14 protein-coding genes are annotated in these 14713 nt (G+C 73.0%); 13 read left to right on the forward strand and 1 reads right to left on the reverse strand.

Annotated features, from left to right (window positions below):
- Positions 1-87: 87 nt before the first annotated feature.
- The gene (locus tag AC6H2I_RS06785; protein WP_497499828.1) at positions 88-2700 is read right to left on the reverse strand and encodes a methyl-accepting chemotaxis protein; all 2613 of its coding nucleotides are present in this window, start codon (positions 2698-2700) and stop codon (positions 88-90) included.
- A gap of 421 nt (positions 2701-3121) precedes the next feature.
- On the opposite strand from AC6H2I_RS06785, the gene AC6H2I_RS06790 reads away from it, so the two are divergent.
- The 13 genes from AC6H2I_RS06790 to AC6H2I_RS06850 all read left to right on the forward strand — a co-directional run bounded on the left by AC6H2I_RS06790 (position 3122) and on the right by AC6H2I_RS06850 (position 14698).
- The gene (locus AC6H2I_RS06790; protein ID WP_497499829.1) at positions 3122-3619 is read left to right on the forward strand and encodes a MarR family winged helix-turn-helix transcriptional regulator; all 498 of its coding nucleotides are present in this window, start codon (positions 3122-3124) and stop codon (positions 3617-3619) included.
- 589 nt (positions 3620-4208) lie between these two features.
- A complete protein-coding gene (locus AC6H2I_RS06795; RefSeq protein WP_497499830.1) occupies positions 4209-5039 on the forward strand; it encodes an IclR family transcriptional regulator in 831 nt (276 codons plus the stop codon).
- Positions 5003-6007, forward strand: coding sequence for a 2-dehydro-3-deoxygalactonokinase (locus AC6H2I_RS06800; RefSeq protein ID WP_497499831.1), 1005 nt, complete (start codon positions 5003-5005; stop codon positions 6005-6007). The genes AC6H2I_RS06795 and AC6H2I_RS06800 overlap by 37 nt, the downstream gene beginning before the upstream one ends.
- The gene (locus AC6H2I_RS06805; RefSeq protein ID WP_497499832.1) at positions 6000-6650 is read left to right on the forward strand and encodes a 2-dehydro-3-deoxy-6-phosphogalactonate aldolase; all 651 of its coding nucleotides are present in this window, start codon (positions 6000-6002) and stop codon (positions 6648-6650) included. Before AC6H2I_RS06800 ends, AC6H2I_RS06805 begins: the two co-directional genes overlap by 8 nt.
- Before the next feature lie 100 nt (positions 6651-6750).
- The gene (locus AC6H2I_RS06810; RefSeq protein ID WP_497499833.1) at positions 6751-7716 is read left to right on the forward strand and encodes a Bug family tripartite tricarboxylate transporter substrate binding protein; all 966 of its coding nucleotides are present in this window, start codon (positions 6751-6753) and stop codon (positions 7714-7716) included.
- Between the two features lie 98 nt (positions 7717-7814).
- A complete protein-coding gene (locus AC6H2I_RS06815) occupies positions 7815-8324 on the forward strand; it encodes a tripartite tricarboxylate transporter TctB family protein (protein WP_497499834.1) in 510 nt (169 codons plus the stop codon).
- Positions 8325-8357: 33 nt separating this feature from the next.
- Positions 8358-9923, forward strand: a complete 1566-nt coding sequence (locus AC6H2I_RS06820) for a tripartite tricarboxylate transporter permease (RefSeq protein ID WP_497499835.1) — start codon at positions 8358-8360, stop codon at positions 9921-9923.
- Between the two features lie 70 nt (positions 9924-9993).
- Positions 9994-10782, forward strand: coding sequence for an SDR family NAD(P)-dependent oxidoreductase (locus AC6H2I_RS06825; RefSeq protein WP_497499836.1), 789 nt, complete (start codon positions 9994-9996; stop codon positions 10780-10782).
- A 16-nt stretch (positions 10783-10798) separates the two neighbouring features.
- The gene (gene kduD / locus AC6H2I_RS06830) at positions 10799-11560 is read left to right on the forward strand and encodes a 2-dehydro-3-deoxy-D-gluconate 5-dehydrogenase KduD (protein WP_497499837.1); all 762 of its coding nucleotides are present in this window, start codon (positions 10799-10801) and stop codon (positions 11558-11560) included.
- A 249-nt stretch (positions 11561-11809) separates the two neighbouring features.
- Positions 11810-12793, forward strand: coding sequence for an isoaspartyl peptidase/L-asparaginase family protein (locus tag AC6H2I_RS06835; protein WP_497499838.1), 984 nt, complete (start codon positions 11810-11812; stop codon positions 12791-12793).
- Positions 12790-13677: a DMT family transporter gene (locus AC6H2I_RS06840; RefSeq protein ID WP_497499839.1), complete on the forward strand. Its 888-nt coding sequence runs from the start codon at positions 12790-12792 to the stop codon at positions 13675-13677. Before AC6H2I_RS06835 ends, AC6H2I_RS06840 begins: the two co-directional genes overlap by 4 nt.
- Entirely contained in the window at positions 13674-14384 is a 711-nt protein-coding gene (locus AC6H2I_RS06845; RefSeq protein ID WP_497499840.1) for an AzlC family ABC transporter permease, read from the forward strand. Before AC6H2I_RS06840 ends, AC6H2I_RS06845 begins: the two co-directional genes overlap by 4 nt.
- Positions 14381-14698, forward strand: a complete 318-nt coding sequence (locus AC6H2I_RS06850) for an AzlD domain-containing protein (RefSeq protein ID WP_497499841.1) — start codon at positions 14381-14383, stop codon at positions 14696-14698. Before AC6H2I_RS06845 ends, AC6H2I_RS06850 begins: the two co-directional genes overlap by 4 nt.
- Positions 14699-14713 lie beyond the last annotated feature (15 nt).

Genomic DNA, 14713 nt, shown 5'->3' on the forward strand with positions numbered 1-14713 from the left:
ACGGCGCCTGACGCGATGCCCGAAACGACGAAGGCCGGGCGGCCCCCCTGGGACCGCCCGGCCTTCGGACCGCAAACCGACAGGCCGTCAGGCCGAGCGGATCTCCCGCAGCACCTTGTCGATGCCCTCACGCAGGGTCTCGGTCTGCTGCGCCACCTCGGCCGAGGCGCCCAGCACCTGGGTGGCGGCGGCGCCGGTGCGGGTGGCGGCGGCCGACACCGTCTCCATGCTGCCCGACAGCGCGACCGTGCCGGTCGCCGCCTGCTCGACGTTGCGGGCGATCTCCCGCGTCCCCGCCTCCTGCTCCTCGACCGCCGCGGCGATGCCGCTGGAGATCTCGTTGATGGTGGCGATGGTCTCCACGATGCGGCGGATGGCGGCGGCGGCCTCCATGGTCACGCTCTGGATGGCGGAGATCTGCTGGGCGATCTGCTCGGTCGCTCCGGCGGTCTGGTTGGCCAGGTTCTTGACCTCGCTGGCCACCACGGCGAAGCCCTTGCCGGCCTCGCCGGCCCGCGCCGCCTCGATCGTGGCGTTGAGCGCCAGCAGGTTGGTCTGGCTGGCGATGGCCGAGATGAGCTCCACCACCTTGCCGATCTCGGCGGCCGAGCTCTGCAGGGTCTGCACGGTCTCGTCGGTGCGCTGGGCCTCGTTGGCCGCCTGGCCGGCGAAGCGGGCGCTGTCCGACACCCGCCGGCCGATCTCGCCGATCGAGGCCGACAGCTCCTGGGCCGCCGCCGAGATGGTCTCGACGTTGGCGTGGGTCTGCCCGGCGGTGGCCGCGGCCTCCGTCGCCTCGCTGCGGTTCTGCTCGGCCGCGTGGGTCATCTCGCTGGCCATGGTGTGCATCTCGTCGGCGCGCGACGACAGGGTGCCGACCACCGCGTTGATGGTGCGGTCGAGGTCGTCGGCCAGCGCCAGCATGGCGGCCCGGCGCTCCTGGGTGGCGCGGTTGCGCTCCTCCTCGGCCCGGGTGTTGGCCACCTCCACCTCCCGCGCGGTGTCGCGGAACACCACCAGGGCGTTGGCCATGTCGGCGATCTCGTCGCCGCCATGGGCCTTGATCGGGTGGTCGAGGTTGCCGGCGGCGATCGAGCGCATGGCCTCGGCCAAGGCGGTGAGCCGGGCCACGATGTGGCGTCCGACCACCAGCCAGACCACCAGGATCGAGGCCAGCACGCTGACCAGCGCCAGGCCGGTCAGCCATGCGCGCCCCTGGCCGACCGCGTTGTCGGCGTCGGCCGCGGCCGTTGCCGCCTGCTCCTTGGCGGTGCGCACCAGGTTCTCCGCGGCCGCGCTCAGGTTCGCCGCCGAGCGCGCGTTCGCCGTCAGCAGCTCCGCCGCCTCGGCCTTGGCCGCCAGGCCCGCGGCACGCACGGCGAAGATGCCGTTCTCGCCGCTGCCGAAGTCCAGGAACGCCTTGGCGCCGTCGCCGAGCTCGCCCGCCGCGGCGCCGCCGACCGCCGCCAGCCGGCTCTCGAAGGCGGCCCGGGCGTCCGTGAAGGCGGTCTCCAGGCCGCCCAGCGCGTCCGCCGAGGGGACCATGCCCGCCTGGTTCATCTGGCCGGCCATCAGGTTGGCGTAGGCCGACAGCTCAAGAAGCGTGCGCACCGCCGCCAGATCCTGGCGCACCCAGATCAGGCTGTCGGAGGCGGTGGACTTCAGATCCACCGTCGACAGCTTGAAGGTGCCGCGGGCACGCACGATGAGGCTGTCGAGGGTGTTCGCGATCGCCGCCTCCAGCTCGGCCGCGTTGGCGACCGACAGGGCGACGTCGGTGCTCAGCGTGATGCGGTCCGACACCGACGTCGCCGGGTCGAGGACGGTGCGCTGCCACGCGAAGACGTCGGTCGGCGCCACCCCCAGCTTCAGCAGCGCGTCGAGCTGCCCGCCGAGATCGGCGGCCTGCCGGTTCTCCGCGAAGCGCTTGGCGCCCAGCAGCGCCTTCGGGGCGGCCATGCTGAACTGGGTCATCGCCTCGTTCACCTCGGCAACGGTCCCGGCCTGGGTGACGCTGCGCAGGGCGCGCGCCATGGTGATGACCGCGATGCGCGCCTCGAACGCCGCCACGAGGTCGGCGCTCAGCTCGTTGTCCAGCCGGTCGGCGGTGGAGGTGATGCCGTTCTCAAGCTCGGTGTTCGACTTCTCGAGGGCCGCGCTCCGTGCGTCCACCAGCGGCTGGATCAAGGCCACCAGGGCGCGGTGGGCACCGTTCAGGCCGGTGAGGGCGTCGGCCACCTTGCCGTTGGCGGTGATCCCCCGCTCCACCGCGGCGTCGAGCCGCGTCAGGTTGGCGACCATCGAGTCCGCCTCGCCGCGCAGGCTGGCGAGGGTGTCCGGGGCGGCGCCGAGGCGTTCGGCCTCGGCGATCAGCCCGGTCAGCGACTCCTGCTGGCGCAGCAGGTCCTCCTGCAGATAGGCCCGGGCCTCCTGGGTCGCGGCACCGGCGAGCGCCGGCGCCACGGCGACGATCCGCGCGCTCTCCGTCGCCAGTCCCTGGGCCGCCGACAGACTCGGTATCGCCTCCCCTGTGACCTCGCGCAGCGAGGTGTCGACGGTGCCGAACGAGAGCCAGCCGACGCCCGCCCCCAGCACCGCAAGGGCGGAAATCGCGCCAACCGACACCAGGAGCTTCCCTCCGATGCCAAACCGTCCGCGCCTGGCGGGCGTCATCGTCGCCCCCATCGTCTTGCCGCTCATCCGCCCACTCCTTCTTCGAACGCTCGGACCCCTTCAGCGGGTCGGGATCCGATTCGCAAAGTGCGAAGCATTCGCTGACGTGGTTTAAAAAGTTCTCAACATCGGCCACACGGCCTACGACATGCCACCGATCCGGCGGGCCGGCCATCTGTTCGGACGACGCACTGTTGGACGCATAACCAGCTTGCTCCGCGCGGGCCGTACCGCTATCTTGGCGATAGGATGCCGGTGGTCATTTCATGTATCACGTGCCAGCCTGTCAATACCCGCCGGCCCCGGCGATGTACCAATGCACAAATGGCCGAACCACGAAGGATCAAGCACGACGTTTTGTCGACACCCTGCACTGCGCGGAACGGCGAAGAACCGGACGAATTCCAATGACGCGTGGACAGGATCGGGGATCAGGGGGGGATTTGTGATGGCATATGATCGTAGGCGGGCGGGCGCAGAGGCCGCCGAACACGGCGAGATCCGCCTCGGCGCGCTGGCCGATCTCGTCAGCTTCCACCTGCGCCTGGCCCAGGAGGCGTCCTACCACGCATTCCTGCAGCGCATAGCAGCCGACGAAGAATTGGCCGGCTTCAAGCTCAACCCCGGCCATGTCGCCTACATCGCGCTGATTGCCGAGAACCCGGGGATCACCCAGACCGCGCTGAGTCGCGCCAGCGGGCGCGACAAGTCGAGTCTCACCCCCGTGGTGGAAGAGCTCGTGCGGCGCGGCTTCGTGGAGAAGCATCGCCTGTTCGGCGACCGCCGCTGCCACGCCTTGACCCTGACGCCCGCGGGGGAGGCGCTGCGCCGCTCGCTCGCCGTGCACGCCCAGGCCCATTCGGCCGAGCTCGACCGCATCGTCGGCCACGACAACAAGGCGGGTTTGATCGACCTCCTGCACCGCATCGCCATCGACCTGCGCTGAGAGGCTGCCGTCGGTGCGGCGGCGCGCCACCACGGGTGCAACCCTACCCCTTCCTTGCGATGGCGGACGCGGCGCGGCCGTCGTATGACCGCCGCTCCCCGCGCGGTTATCTCCAGCCACAACGACAGACCCCTCGCGATGACGACGGCCTCTTCCCTGGCAGGGGATTCCCTGTCCACGCCGCCCGTCTGCTGCCATTGCGGACACCCCATCCTCCCCGGCCACCCCCATTGGGCCGGCGACCCCCGGAACCGGCCCTGGCACTACGCGTGCGCCGAAGTCATGCGCTTAACGCAGCCCATCCATGCGCCCCCCGCCTCCCTGGCGGACCCGGACCATCGCGGGATATCCCCAGATGGTGCGGATAAGTGTGTGGGGGACTCCGGGACGAGCCGGTGAATCGTCACGCGGATCAAGGCCTGCGGTAACATGCACAAAATTTAGGCATAAGGCCCCGTTCGGGCCCGCCCGGCCGGAGCGGCGCGCGGTTGCTCGATATGTCTCACTATGTGGGCGATCATCTTCCTATTTGACACATTGCCCACACGATCCTAGGCTGTCCCCAGAACGATAAAAACGGGACCGTCCGATGGGCGAGGATCGCGTCAAGGGTGAGGAGGCGGCGGAACGGGCGCCGGTCAAGGGCACGCAGACACTGCTGCGCGGCCTGGCCTTCCTGGAGTGCGTCGCCGACGGCATCGGCGACGTCAAGGGGATCGCCACCCGCCTCGGCACCCCGCGCAGCACCGCCCACCGGATGCTGAGCAGCCTGGTCGCCGAGGGCTACCTGCACCATGTGCCCTACCGCGGCTACCTGCTGGGGCCCAAACTCATCGCGCTCGGCACCAAGGCGCTGGAGCAGCGCCCGCTGGTCGCCCTGGCCCGCCCCCACATCGAGGAGCTGGCCCGCGGCACCATGGACACCGTCCATCTGGGCGTGGTCGAGGGCGCGGAGGTCTTCTATCTCGACAAGATTTCCGGCACCCGCGGGCTGGAGATGCGCTCGCGCGTCGGCAGCCGCATGCCGCTGGCCTCGACCGGGCTGGGCAAGGCGCTGATGCTGGGCCTGCCGCCGACGGAGTGGCGCGCGCTCTACGACCGCGCCGCGGACCTCACGGCGGCGGCGCCCGAGCGGCCCCGCCTCGCCCCCTGGCCCGCGTTCGCGGCGCGCCTGCAATCCTACGTCGACCAGGGCTGGTCGATGGACCTGGAAGAGAACGAGATCGGCATCCGCTGCGTCGGTGCGCCGGTGCGCGACATCCGCAACCGGGTGGTCGCCGCCGTCTCCGTGGCGACCGCGGTGCCCTACATGCCGGACGAGCGGATGGCGGAGCTCGGCCCGCTGGTCTGCGCCACCGCCGCCGCTGTTTCGAGGGAATTGGGATGGACACCGGAAAGCACCCCGACGGGGCGGCGCTGATCGCGCTGGACTGGGGCACCTCCAGTCTGCGGGGTTACCTCATGGACCGGGACGGCCGGGTGCTGGCGGAGCGGTCCGCCGCCCACGGCATCCTTCATCTGCCGGCACCCGGGGCCGACGGGTTCGAGCGTGCGCTCCACGCGCTGTGCGGCGACTGGCTGGCCGCCTCGCCGCTGCCGGTGGTGGCCGGCGGCATGGTGGGCAGCGCCCAGGGCTGGGCGGAAGCGCCCTACGTGCCCTGCCCCGCCGACACCGCCACGCTGGCGGCCCACGCCGTCGCCGTGACCACCGCCGCCGGCCTGCGCGTGCTGATCGCGCCCGGTGTGCTCTACGAGCCGGCCGGGGCGGCGCCCGACGTGATGCGCGGCGAGGAGATCCAGATCGCCGGCGCGCTGGCCGGGCACCCGGACTGGGCGCGCGCGTCGTGCATGGTTCTGCCGGGCACCCATTCCAAATGGGTGCGGGTGGCCGAGGGCCGCATCCGCGGCTTCGCCACGCACATGACGGGCGAGCTGTTCGCGCTGCTGTGCGAGCATTCCATCCTCGGCCGCCTGATGCCCGATGCGCCCGCCGCCGATCCCGACGCCGCGGCCGCGGCCTTTGGCGCCGGGCTGGACGCCGCCCGGGCGGCGGGACCCGGCGACCTCACCCACCAGATGTTCGCCGCCCGCACGCTCGGCCTCACCCGCCGCATGGCCCCCGACCTGCTCAAGGACTACCTGTCCGGCCTGCTCATCGGCCACGAGCTGGTGTCGGGCCTGGCCCACGGCGGCGACGCCCTGGCACCGGGAACGCCGTTGCTGCTGGTCGGTGCCCCGGCGCTGTGCCGCCGCTACGCCACGGCGCTGGAGCGGCTGGGGGTGCGGCCCGCCGCGCTCCTGGAGAACACGGCGCCGGGCGGGCTCCACCGCTTCGCCGCGGCGGCCGGACTCATCGCCACCCCCCACATCGAGCACGCCCATGCCTGACGCCGCCCAAACCATCCGCTTCGACGCCGCGGTCGCCGCCCTGCCCCTGGTCGCCATCCTGCGCGGCCTGACACCGGGCGAGGCCGATGCGGCCGCCGATGTCCTCTATGAAAGCGGCTTCCGCCTGATCGAGGTGCCGCTCAACTCGCCCGAGCCGTACGACAGCATCGACCGCATCCGCCGCCGCCTGCCGGCCGACGCCCTGGTCGGCGCCGGCACCATCACCACCACGGCGGCGGTCGAGCGCCTCGCCCGGCTGGGGGCCGACCTGGCGGTGATGCCCCACGCCGACACCGCGGTGATCGCCGCCGCCGCCGCCGCCGGCCTGGCCTGCGTCCCCGGTGTCGCCACCCCGACGGAGGCGTTCGCGGCGCTGGCCGCCGGGGCGGTCGCGCTGAAGCTGTTCCCCGCGGAACTGCTGACGCCGCCGGTGCTCAAGGCCCTGCGCACCGTGCTGCCGCCGGGCACCCGCCTGCTGCCGGTGGGCGGCGTCGCTCCCGACACCATGGAGCCCTACGTCCGCGCCGGCGCCGCCGGCTTCGGCCTGGGCTCCGCCCTCTACGCCCCGGGCCTGCCCGCCGCCGAGCTGGGCGCCCGGGCCCGACGCTTCGTCGCCGCCTGGAGGGATCTCCAGACCGGCTGAGGTCCCGCCGCTCCGCCCACGCCGCGGCGGTGCGGCTTCCCACCCCCGGCGCCTCAGAACGCGCCGGACGCACACCCAAAACCCAAGGGAGTCATTCGCTATGAAGTGTTCACGTCTCGTCTCCGGCGCCCTCGCCGGGGCTGCCCTCTGCTTCGGCCTGGTTGCCGGCGCCTCGGCCGCGGACTATCCGGCCAAGCAGATCGAACTGATCGTCCCCTACTCCGCCGGCGGCGGCACGGACCTGGTGTCGCGCGCCTTCGCCGACGCCGCCAACCGCCATCTGCCGAAGGCGATCGGCGTGGTCAACAAGACGGGCGGCGGCGGCGCCGTCGGCCTGACCGAGATCATGGCCGCCCGCCCCGACGGCTACAAGATCGGCATGGGCACGGTGGAGATCACCATGCTGCCGCACATGGGCCTCGCCAGCTTCACGGTCGACGACTTCACGCCGATCGCCCGCCTCAACGCCGAGCCCAGCGCGGTCACCGTCAACGCCGACGCCCCCTGGAAGACCATCGAGGAGTTCCTGGCCCACGCCAAGGCGAACCCGGGCAAGGTGCGCATCGGCAACTCCGGCACCGGGGCCATCTGGCACCTCGCCGCCGAGGCCATGGGCAAGAAGGCCGGCGCCACCTTCAACCACATCCCCTATGACGGTGCCAACCCGGCGGTCACCGCCCTGCTCGGCAACCACATCGAGGCGGTCACCGTCAGCCCGGCCGAGGTGTCGAGCCAGGTCGCGGCCGGCAAGCTGCGCATCCTCGCGGTGATGGACGAGGAGCGGTCGACCACCTTCCCCGACGTGCCCACCCTGAAGGAGAAGGGCCTCGACGTCACCGTCGCGACGTGGCGCGGCGTGGTGGTGCCGAAGCGCACGCCCAAGGAGGTCGTCGAGGCGCTCAGCGAGGCCACCGAGGCGGCGGTGATGGAGCCGGCGTTCCAGGAGCAGCTGAAGAAGATGAACCTGACCTTCGCCTACGCGGACGGCGGCCGTTTCGCCAAGGTGATGGAGCGGGACAACGCCTTCTTCAAGGAGCTGATGACCGAGCTCGGCATCGCCCAGTGACCGGCCCGCGGCCCCGGCGGCGTGCCGCCGGGGCCTGAGCCGGCCCTGTGCCCCCGGCGGCCCGCCGCCGGGGATCCGCCCCCCGAGCGAGGTCCGCCATGAGCCAAGCCCATCCCACCGAGGACGACGGCGGCCTGCGCCCCCAGGACCGCGTGGCCATCCTCGTCATCGCCGCGCTGGTGGTCGCCGTCGCCGTCGCCGCCATCATCGTCGCCCTGGGTTTCCCGGCGACCCGGCTGGCCACCGACGTCGGCCCGGCCCGTTTCCCGACGATCTACGCCGTCGCCCTGATCGTCCTGTGCGCGATCCTGGCGGTCAACACCGTGCGTGCCCCCGCCGCCCCGCCCCGCGAGGTGCCGGAGGCCGAACGCCCGAGCTACATCAACGTGGCGTTGGGCATGGCGGCCACCGTCGCCTGTCTGGTCGTGATGGGCTACGCCGGCTTCCTGCCCGCCACCGCCGTCTTCCTGTTCGCGCTGATGCGCCTGATGGGACGGCGCAACCTCCTTTGGAACGCGGTGTTCGCCGCCGGCCTGACGGCGGTCATCTACGTCGCCTTCGTCGACGGCCTGAACGTCCCGCTTCCCGAGGGAAGCCTCTTCGAATGATCCGGCACGGACAGCCGCCGGCGGAGGCCTGACATGTTCGAATTCGATCTTCTCCTCCAAGGGGTGCAGACGCTGGCGGCCGAGCCGTTCGCGCTGCTGCTCGCCGTGGTCGGCGTGGCCCTGGGCATCGTCATCGGCGCCATGCCCGGCCTGACCGCCACCATGGGCGTCGCCATCCTGCTGCCCTTCACCTTCGGCATGGACCCCCTGTCGGGCCTGCTGATGATCTGCGGCGTGTTCTTCGGCGGCATCTACGGCGGCTCGGTCACCGCCATCCTGCTGAAGATCCCGGGCACGCCGGCCGCCGCCGCGACCGCCATGGACGGCTACGCCATGACGCTGAAGGGCGAGGCCGGGCTGGCGCTGGGCACCGCCACCTTCTCGTCCTTCCTGGGCGGCACCGGGTCGGTGCTGGTGCTGATCTTCATGGCGCCGATCCTGGCCAGCTTCGCCCTGGAGTTCAGCGCCTCGGAATCCTTCGCGCTGGCCGTGTTCGGGCTGAGCATCATCGCCAGCATCTCCGGCCGGTCGGTCATCAAGGGGCTGATCGCCGGCTTCCTCGGCCTGCTGCTGGCCACCGTCGGCCTCGACCCGATGGCCGGCTTCCCGCGCTACACCGGCGGCTTCACCGAGCTGTTCACGGTGCCCTTCATCCCGGTGATGATCGGCCTGTTCGCGGCGGCGGAGGCCTTCAAGGCCATGGAGCACCCGGAGGTGCGCGGCGGCCTGGCGGCGGCGCTCGGCCGGATCATCCCGCCGTGGAGCGTCTACCGCCGCATGCTCGGCACGGTGCTGCGCTCCACCGGCCTGGGCGTGATCATCGGCATGATCCCCGGTGCGGGCGCCGACATCGCCGCCTTCGTCGCCTACAACGAGGCCAAGCGCTTCAGCCGGACGCCGGAGAACTACGGCAAGGGCGAGGCCACCGCCGTGGCGGCCTGCGAGGCCGGGGCCAACGGGTGCACCGGCGGCGCGCTGCTGACCATGCTGACCCTGGGCATCCCCGGCGACGCCGTCACCGCGGTGATGCTCGGCGCCCTGACCCTGCAGGGCCTGCAGCCGGGGCCGCTGCTGTTCCAGGACCACGCCGACCTGGTGTTCACCCTGTTTGCCGGCATGATCTTCTGCTACGTCGTCATGCTGATCATCGGCCTGGGCTCCCTGCGCTTCATGGGCCGGGTGCTGCAGATGCCGAAGTCGATCCTGACGCCGACCATCCTGGCGCTGTGCATCGTCGGCACCTACGCCCTGAACAACAGCCTGTTCGACGTCGGCATCATGCTGGTGGCCGGCGTCATCGGCTACTTCATGCAGAAGTGGGACTTCCCGGCGTCGCCGGTGGTGCTGGCCCTGATCATGGGGCCGATGGCCGAGGCCAATTTCCGCCGCGCCCTGTCGCTGTCGGAGGGCGGCCTCGACTTCCTCTACACCCGGCCGATCACCGTGGTGCTGCTGGGCGCCGCCGCGATCACCCTGTTCTTCCCCCTGGTGCGGCGCTACCTGGCGCACCGCACCGACACCCGCCCGCCGGCGCGCCCGGCCGGCGCCGACGCCGCACCGCGGGAGGCCACCCTGGACCCGGCGGCCAGCGGTCAGTGACCGCGCGCCACCCCCCGCCCGCCGCCCCGTCGCGGCGGGCCCGACCGACCACGACTGCGAGAGACATGGCATGTTCAATGATCTGAAGGGCAAGCGCGTTCTGGTGACCGGCTCCACCCAGGGCATCGGCCTGGCGGTGGTGGAGGCGTTCGCCCGCGCCGGCGCCACGGTCGGCATCAACGGACGGCGCACGCCGGCCGACCTGGAGCAGACCCTGGCCCGCCTCAACGGGATCGCCGGCGAGGCCGGCGGCGCGGTCGCCTTCTTCCCGGCCGACGTCGCGGCCAGCGGCGCCTGCGCCGGGCTGGTGGAGGCCTTCGTCGCCCGCTTCGGCGGCCTCGACGTGCTGGTCAACAACGCCGGCGGCCTGGTCGGCCGCACCCCGCTGGAGGAGATCGACGACGCCTTCTTCGACGCGGTGGCCAACCTCAACGCCCGCTCCGCGCTGATGATGACCCGCTTCGCCGTGCCCCATCTGCGCGCCTCGGCCGCGGCCTCCGGGACCACCGCGGCGGTGATCTCGGTGGGGTCGGTGGCCGGCTACACCGGCGGCGGCCCGGGCGCCGGCCTCTACGGCGCGGCCAAGGCGTGGCTGCACAACATCCAGAAGAACTGGGTGACCTTCCACGCCAAGGACGGCATCCGCTTCAACATGGTCTCCCCCGGCGTCATCGACACCGCGTTCCACGCCGACAAGGACACCGACACCAAGGCGGCGATCGGCCGGACCATGCCGATGGGCCGGATCGGCACGCCGGAGGACTGCGCCCCGGCCTTCCTGTTCTTCGCCTCGCACGCCTGCAGCGGCTACGTGACGGGCCAGGTGCTGGACGTCAACGGCGGCCAGTTCATGCCCTGAGTCGGAGGCACCGCACATGATCGCGTCACCCTTCGACCTCACCGGCACGGTGGCGCTGGTCACCGGCGCCAACACCGGCATCGGCCAGGGCATCGCGTGCGCCCTGGCCGCGGCCGGCGCCGACATTGTTGCCGCCGGCCGCACGCCGCCCGACGAGACGGGGCGGAGGGTGGAAGCCTGCGGCCGCCGCTTCCTCCCCCTCGTCGCCGACCTCTCCGACCCCGGCGGCACCGGCCCCCTGGTCGACGCCGCGGTGGCCGGGCTGGGGCGCCTCGACATCCTGGTCAACAACGCCGGCACCATCCGCCGCGTCGCCGCCCTCAACCTCTGCGAGGAGGACTGGGACTCGGTGATGGACGTCAATCTGAAATCGGCCTTCTTCCTGGCCCAGGCCTTCGCCCGCCACGCCCTGGCGGCGGGACGGCGCGGCCGCATCATCAACGTGGCGTCCCTGCTGTCCTTCCAGGGCGGCATCCGCGTGGCGTCCTACACCGCCGCCAAGAGCGGCCTGGCCGGGCTGACCAGGCTGCTGGCCAACGAATGGGCCCCCCTGGGCATCAACGTCAACGCCATCGCGCCGGGCTACATCGACACCGCCACCACGGCACCGCTGCGCGCGGACCCGGTGCGCGACGGTGCGATCCTGGAGCGCATTCCCGCCGGCCGCTGGGGCGTTCCCGCCGACATCGGCGGGGCCGCGGTGTTCCTGGCGTCCGCGGCGGCGGACTATGTCCATGGCACCGTCCTGCCGGTCGACGGCGGCTGGCTCGCCCGATGACATAGCGCGAAAGCGCAAGGCCCACCGCCCTTCGTCAGATATCCCCAGAAGGTGCGGAAAAGCCTGTGAGTGATTCCGGGACGACTCCGTGAATGATCCCAGGGGATAAGGGCCGGAACGGTTTGCCTATTTTTTAGGCTGCAACGGCCCGCCGCTTTCCGGGTTGCGGCGCGCGCCGGATGCGGGTTTGATCCCCCTCCCCGCCCCTGCTTCCGAAACGCCGTTTCCGAATCCCGCCTCCGAACCCCAATGCCCAGCTATGTCCTTGCCGTCCATGGCGGCGCCGGCACCATCGCCCGCCACGCCCTCGACGACGCCCGCGCCGCCCGCACCCACGCCGCCCTGCGCGACGCGTTGGAGGCCGGGCGCGCCATCCTGGAGGGCGGGGGCGGCGCGCTGGACGCGGTGTGCGAGGCGGTGATGCGGCTGGAGGACTGCCCGCTGTTCAACGCCGGCCGCGGCGCCGTGCTGACCGCCGACGCCACCCACGAGCTGGACGCCTGCGTGATGGACGGGCGCACGCTGGCCGCCGGGGCGGTGGCCGGGGTGGCCCGGGTGCGCAACCCGGTGCGCGGGGCCCGGCTGGTGATGGAGCGCTCCGGCCACGTGCTGATGATCGGCGCCGGGGCGGAGCGGTTCCTGGCGGCCGAGGGCCTGCCGCTGGTGGAGCCCGCCTATTTCACCACGCCGGAGCGGCTGGACCAGCTGCGCCGCGTCCAGGCCGCCGGGCGCGGCGCCACGCTCGACCACGACGCCGACGCCCCGTCCCGCGGGGACGCCGACCCGATCCGCCCGGACGGCAAGCGCGGCACCGTCGGCGCGGTGGCGCTGGACCGGGCCGGAAACCTGGCGGCGGCCACCTCCACCGGCGGCCTGACCAACAAGCGGCCGGGCCGGGTCGGCGATTCCCCCCTCGTCGGCGCCGGCTGCTACGCCGACAACGCCACCGTCGCCGTGTCCACCACCGGCACCGGCGAGGGCTTCATGCGCGCGGTCACCGCCCACGACCTCGCCGCCATGATGGCCTATGGCGGCCTCGACCTGGCCACCGCCGCCGACCGCGCGCTGGCCAAGCTGCCGCGGGTCGGCGGGGACGGGGGCCTGATCGCCGTCGACCGCAGCGGCGCCGTCGCCCTGCCCTTCGACACCGGCGGCATGTACCGCGGCGTCGCCCGCGAGGGCGACGCCACCGTGACCGCGATCCACCGCGACCCCGCCCGCCCGTTCCCATGAGCCGCCTGCACGCCAACCTGCTGCTCACCCTGACCGCGGTGATCTGGGGCTCCACCTTCGTCGTCCAGCGCATCGCCGACGCCACGGTGGAGCCGATGGCCTTCACCGGCGCCCGCTTCGTGGTCGGCGCGCTGGCGGTTCTGCCGTTCGCGCTGCGCCCGGCGCCGGGGCGGCGCCGGCTGGATGGCCGGGACCGGCTGGGCATCGCCGCCACGGGGGTGGCCCTGTTCCTCGGCTCGCTGCTGCAGCAGGTGGGGATCGGCGCGACCAGCGTCGCCAACGCCGGGTTCCTCACCGCCCTCTACGTGCCGCTGGTGCCGCTGATCGGGCTGCTGGCGCTGGGCCAGGCGCCCCACCCGGTGGTGTGGCCGGCCGCCGCCGGCTGCCTGGCCGCGGCCTGGCTGCTCAGCGGCGCCGGTGCCGTGACGGTCGCCGAGGGGGATTGGTGGGTGATCGCTGGCGCCGTCTTCTGGGCCATCCACGTCCTGCTGGTGGGCGCCATGGCGCGGCGTACCGGGGCGCCGCTGGTGGTGGCCGCCGGCCAGTTCGCGGTGTGCGGCGTGCTGGGCGCCGCCACCTCCGCGGCGCTGGAAAGCACCGGGCCGGCCGCGCTGCTGGAGGCGTGGTGGACCGTTGCCTACGCCGGGCTGCTGTCGGTGGGCATCGCCTACACCCTGCAGGTGGTCGGGCAGCGCCACACCGCCCCGGCCGACGCCGCCATCATCCTCAGCGGCGAGACGGTGGTGGCGGCGCTGGCCGGCGCCCTGGTGCTGGGCGAGCGCCTGAGCGCTCCCGCGCTGGCGGGCTGCGCCCTGATGCTGGCCTGCATCCTGGCGGTGGAACTGCTGCCGCTGCGCCGCGCCGCGCGCGGGGGGGCGGCGTGAACGGGGCCGCCCCCGCCCGGCCGGACCCGTGGCGCCGCGCCGGGGTGCTGAGCCTGCCGATCCTGGTGGGCTACGTCCCCATCGGCATCGCCTTCGGCGTGCTGTGGGTGCAGCAGGGGCTGCCGCCCCTGGGCGCACCGCTGCTGGGCCTGCTGGTCTATGCCGGCGCCTCCCAGTTCATGGCCGCGGGCATGCTGGCGGCCGGCCAGGGGCCGGTGGAGGTGGCGCTGGCGACCCTGGTCCTGAACGCCCGCCACGCCATCTACGGCCTGGCCTTCCTCGACCGCTTTCCCGGCTGGAGTGCGGCCAAGGCCTATTTCGCCTTCGCCCTGACCGACGAGACCTACGCGGTGCTGGCTGCCGTCCCGCCGGGCGAGACGGCAGGGCCGGACGCGGCGGGCCTGCTGTGGCGGGTGGCGCTGCTCAACCAGGTCTATTGGGTGACCGGCTGCGCGCTGGGCGCCGCCCTGGGCAGCGTCCTGCCCGGCGCGGTGGCCGGGCTGGACTTCGCGCTGACCGCGCTGTTCCTGGTGCTGCTGGTCGAACAGATGCGCACCCGGCGCAAGGCCCTGGCCGCGATGGTCGCGGCGGCCGCGGCGGCGGCGGTGCTTCTGGTGCTGGGTCCGTCCGGCACGCTGCTGCCGGCGCTGGCGGTGGCCCTGGTGGCGGTGGTGGTGGTCGAGCGTGGGGGCGCGCGCCGGCCATGACCGCCGTGCTGATCACCGCCCTGCTGATGGCGCTGGCCACCGCCGCGGCGCGCTTCCTGCCCTTCGTGGTGGGGACGCGCATCGCCGGCCCGGCGCTGCGCCGCCTTTTCGCCGAGCTGTTCCCGCCGGCCGTGCTCGCGGTGCTGGTGCTGCACATGGCCTGGCGCCTCGGCGCCGCCGCCGCCCCGGTGCCGCTGGCCCAGGCCATCGGCGCCGCCGTGACGGTGGCGGCCCACCTCGCCTTCCGCACTCTGCTGCTGTCGGTCGGTTCCGGCACCGCCGCCTGCATGCTCGCCCTGCAGGTGCTGGACTGAGGTCCGGCGGCGGCG

This window comes from Azospirillum sp. NS33 (assembly GCF_059703765.1).

What these genes read in the sequence shown, in the direction of transcription:
- AC6H2I_RS06785 (WP_497499828.1), bottom strand. Translation starts at nt 2,700, where the DNA reads ATGAGCGGCAAGACGATGGGGGCGACGATGACGCCCGCCAGGCGCGGA.
- AC6H2I_RS06790 (WP_497499829.1), top strand. Translation starts at nt 3,122, where the DNA reads ATGGCATATGATCGTAGGCGGGCGGGCGCAGAGGCCGCCGAACACGGC.
- AC6H2I_RS06795 (WP_497499830.1), top strand. Translation starts at nt 4,209, where the DNA reads ATGGGCGAGGATCGCGTCAAGGGTGAGGAGGCGGCGGAACGGGCGCCG.
- AC6H2I_RS06800 (WP_497499831.1), top strand. Translation starts at nt 5,003, where the DNA reads ATGGACACCGGAAAGCACCCCGACGGGGCGGCGCTGATCGCGCTGGAC.
- AC6H2I_RS06805 (WP_497499832.1), top strand. Translation starts at nt 6,000, where the DNA reads ATGCCTGACGCCGCCCAAACCATCCGCTTCGACGCCGCGGTCGCCGCC.
- AC6H2I_RS06810 (WP_497499833.1), top strand. Translation starts at nt 6,751, where the DNA reads ATGAAGTGTTCACGTCTCGTCTCCGGCGCCCTCGCCGGGGCTGCCCTC.
- AC6H2I_RS06815 (WP_497499834.1), top strand. Translation starts at nt 7,815, where the DNA reads ATGAGCCAAGCCCATCCCACCGAGGACGACGGCGGCCTGCGCCCCCAG.
- AC6H2I_RS06820 (WP_497499835.1), top strand. Translation starts at nt 8,358, where the DNA reads ATGTTCGAATTCGATCTTCTCCTCCAAGGGGTGCAGACGCTGGCGGCC.
- AC6H2I_RS06825 (WP_497499836.1), top strand. Translation starts at nt 9,994, where the DNA reads ATGTTCAATGATCTGAAGGGCAAGCGCGTTCTGGTGACCGGCTCCACC.
- kduD (WP_497499837.1), top strand. Translation starts at nt 10,799, where the DNA reads ATGATCGCGTCACCCTTCGACCTCACCGGCACGGTGGCGCTGGTCACC.
- AC6H2I_RS06835 (WP_497499838.1), top strand. Translation starts at nt 11,810, where the DNA reads ATGCCCAGCTATGTCCTTGCCGTCCATGGCGGCGCCGGCACCATCGCC.
- AC6H2I_RS06840 (WP_497499839.1), top strand. Translation starts at nt 12,790, where the DNA reads ATGAGCCGCCTGCACGCCAACCTGCTGCTCACCCTGACCGCGGTGATC.
- AC6H2I_RS06850 (WP_497499841.1), top strand. Translation starts at nt 14,381, where the DNA reads ATGACCGCCGTGCTGATCACCGCCCTGCTGATGGCGCTGGCCACCGCC.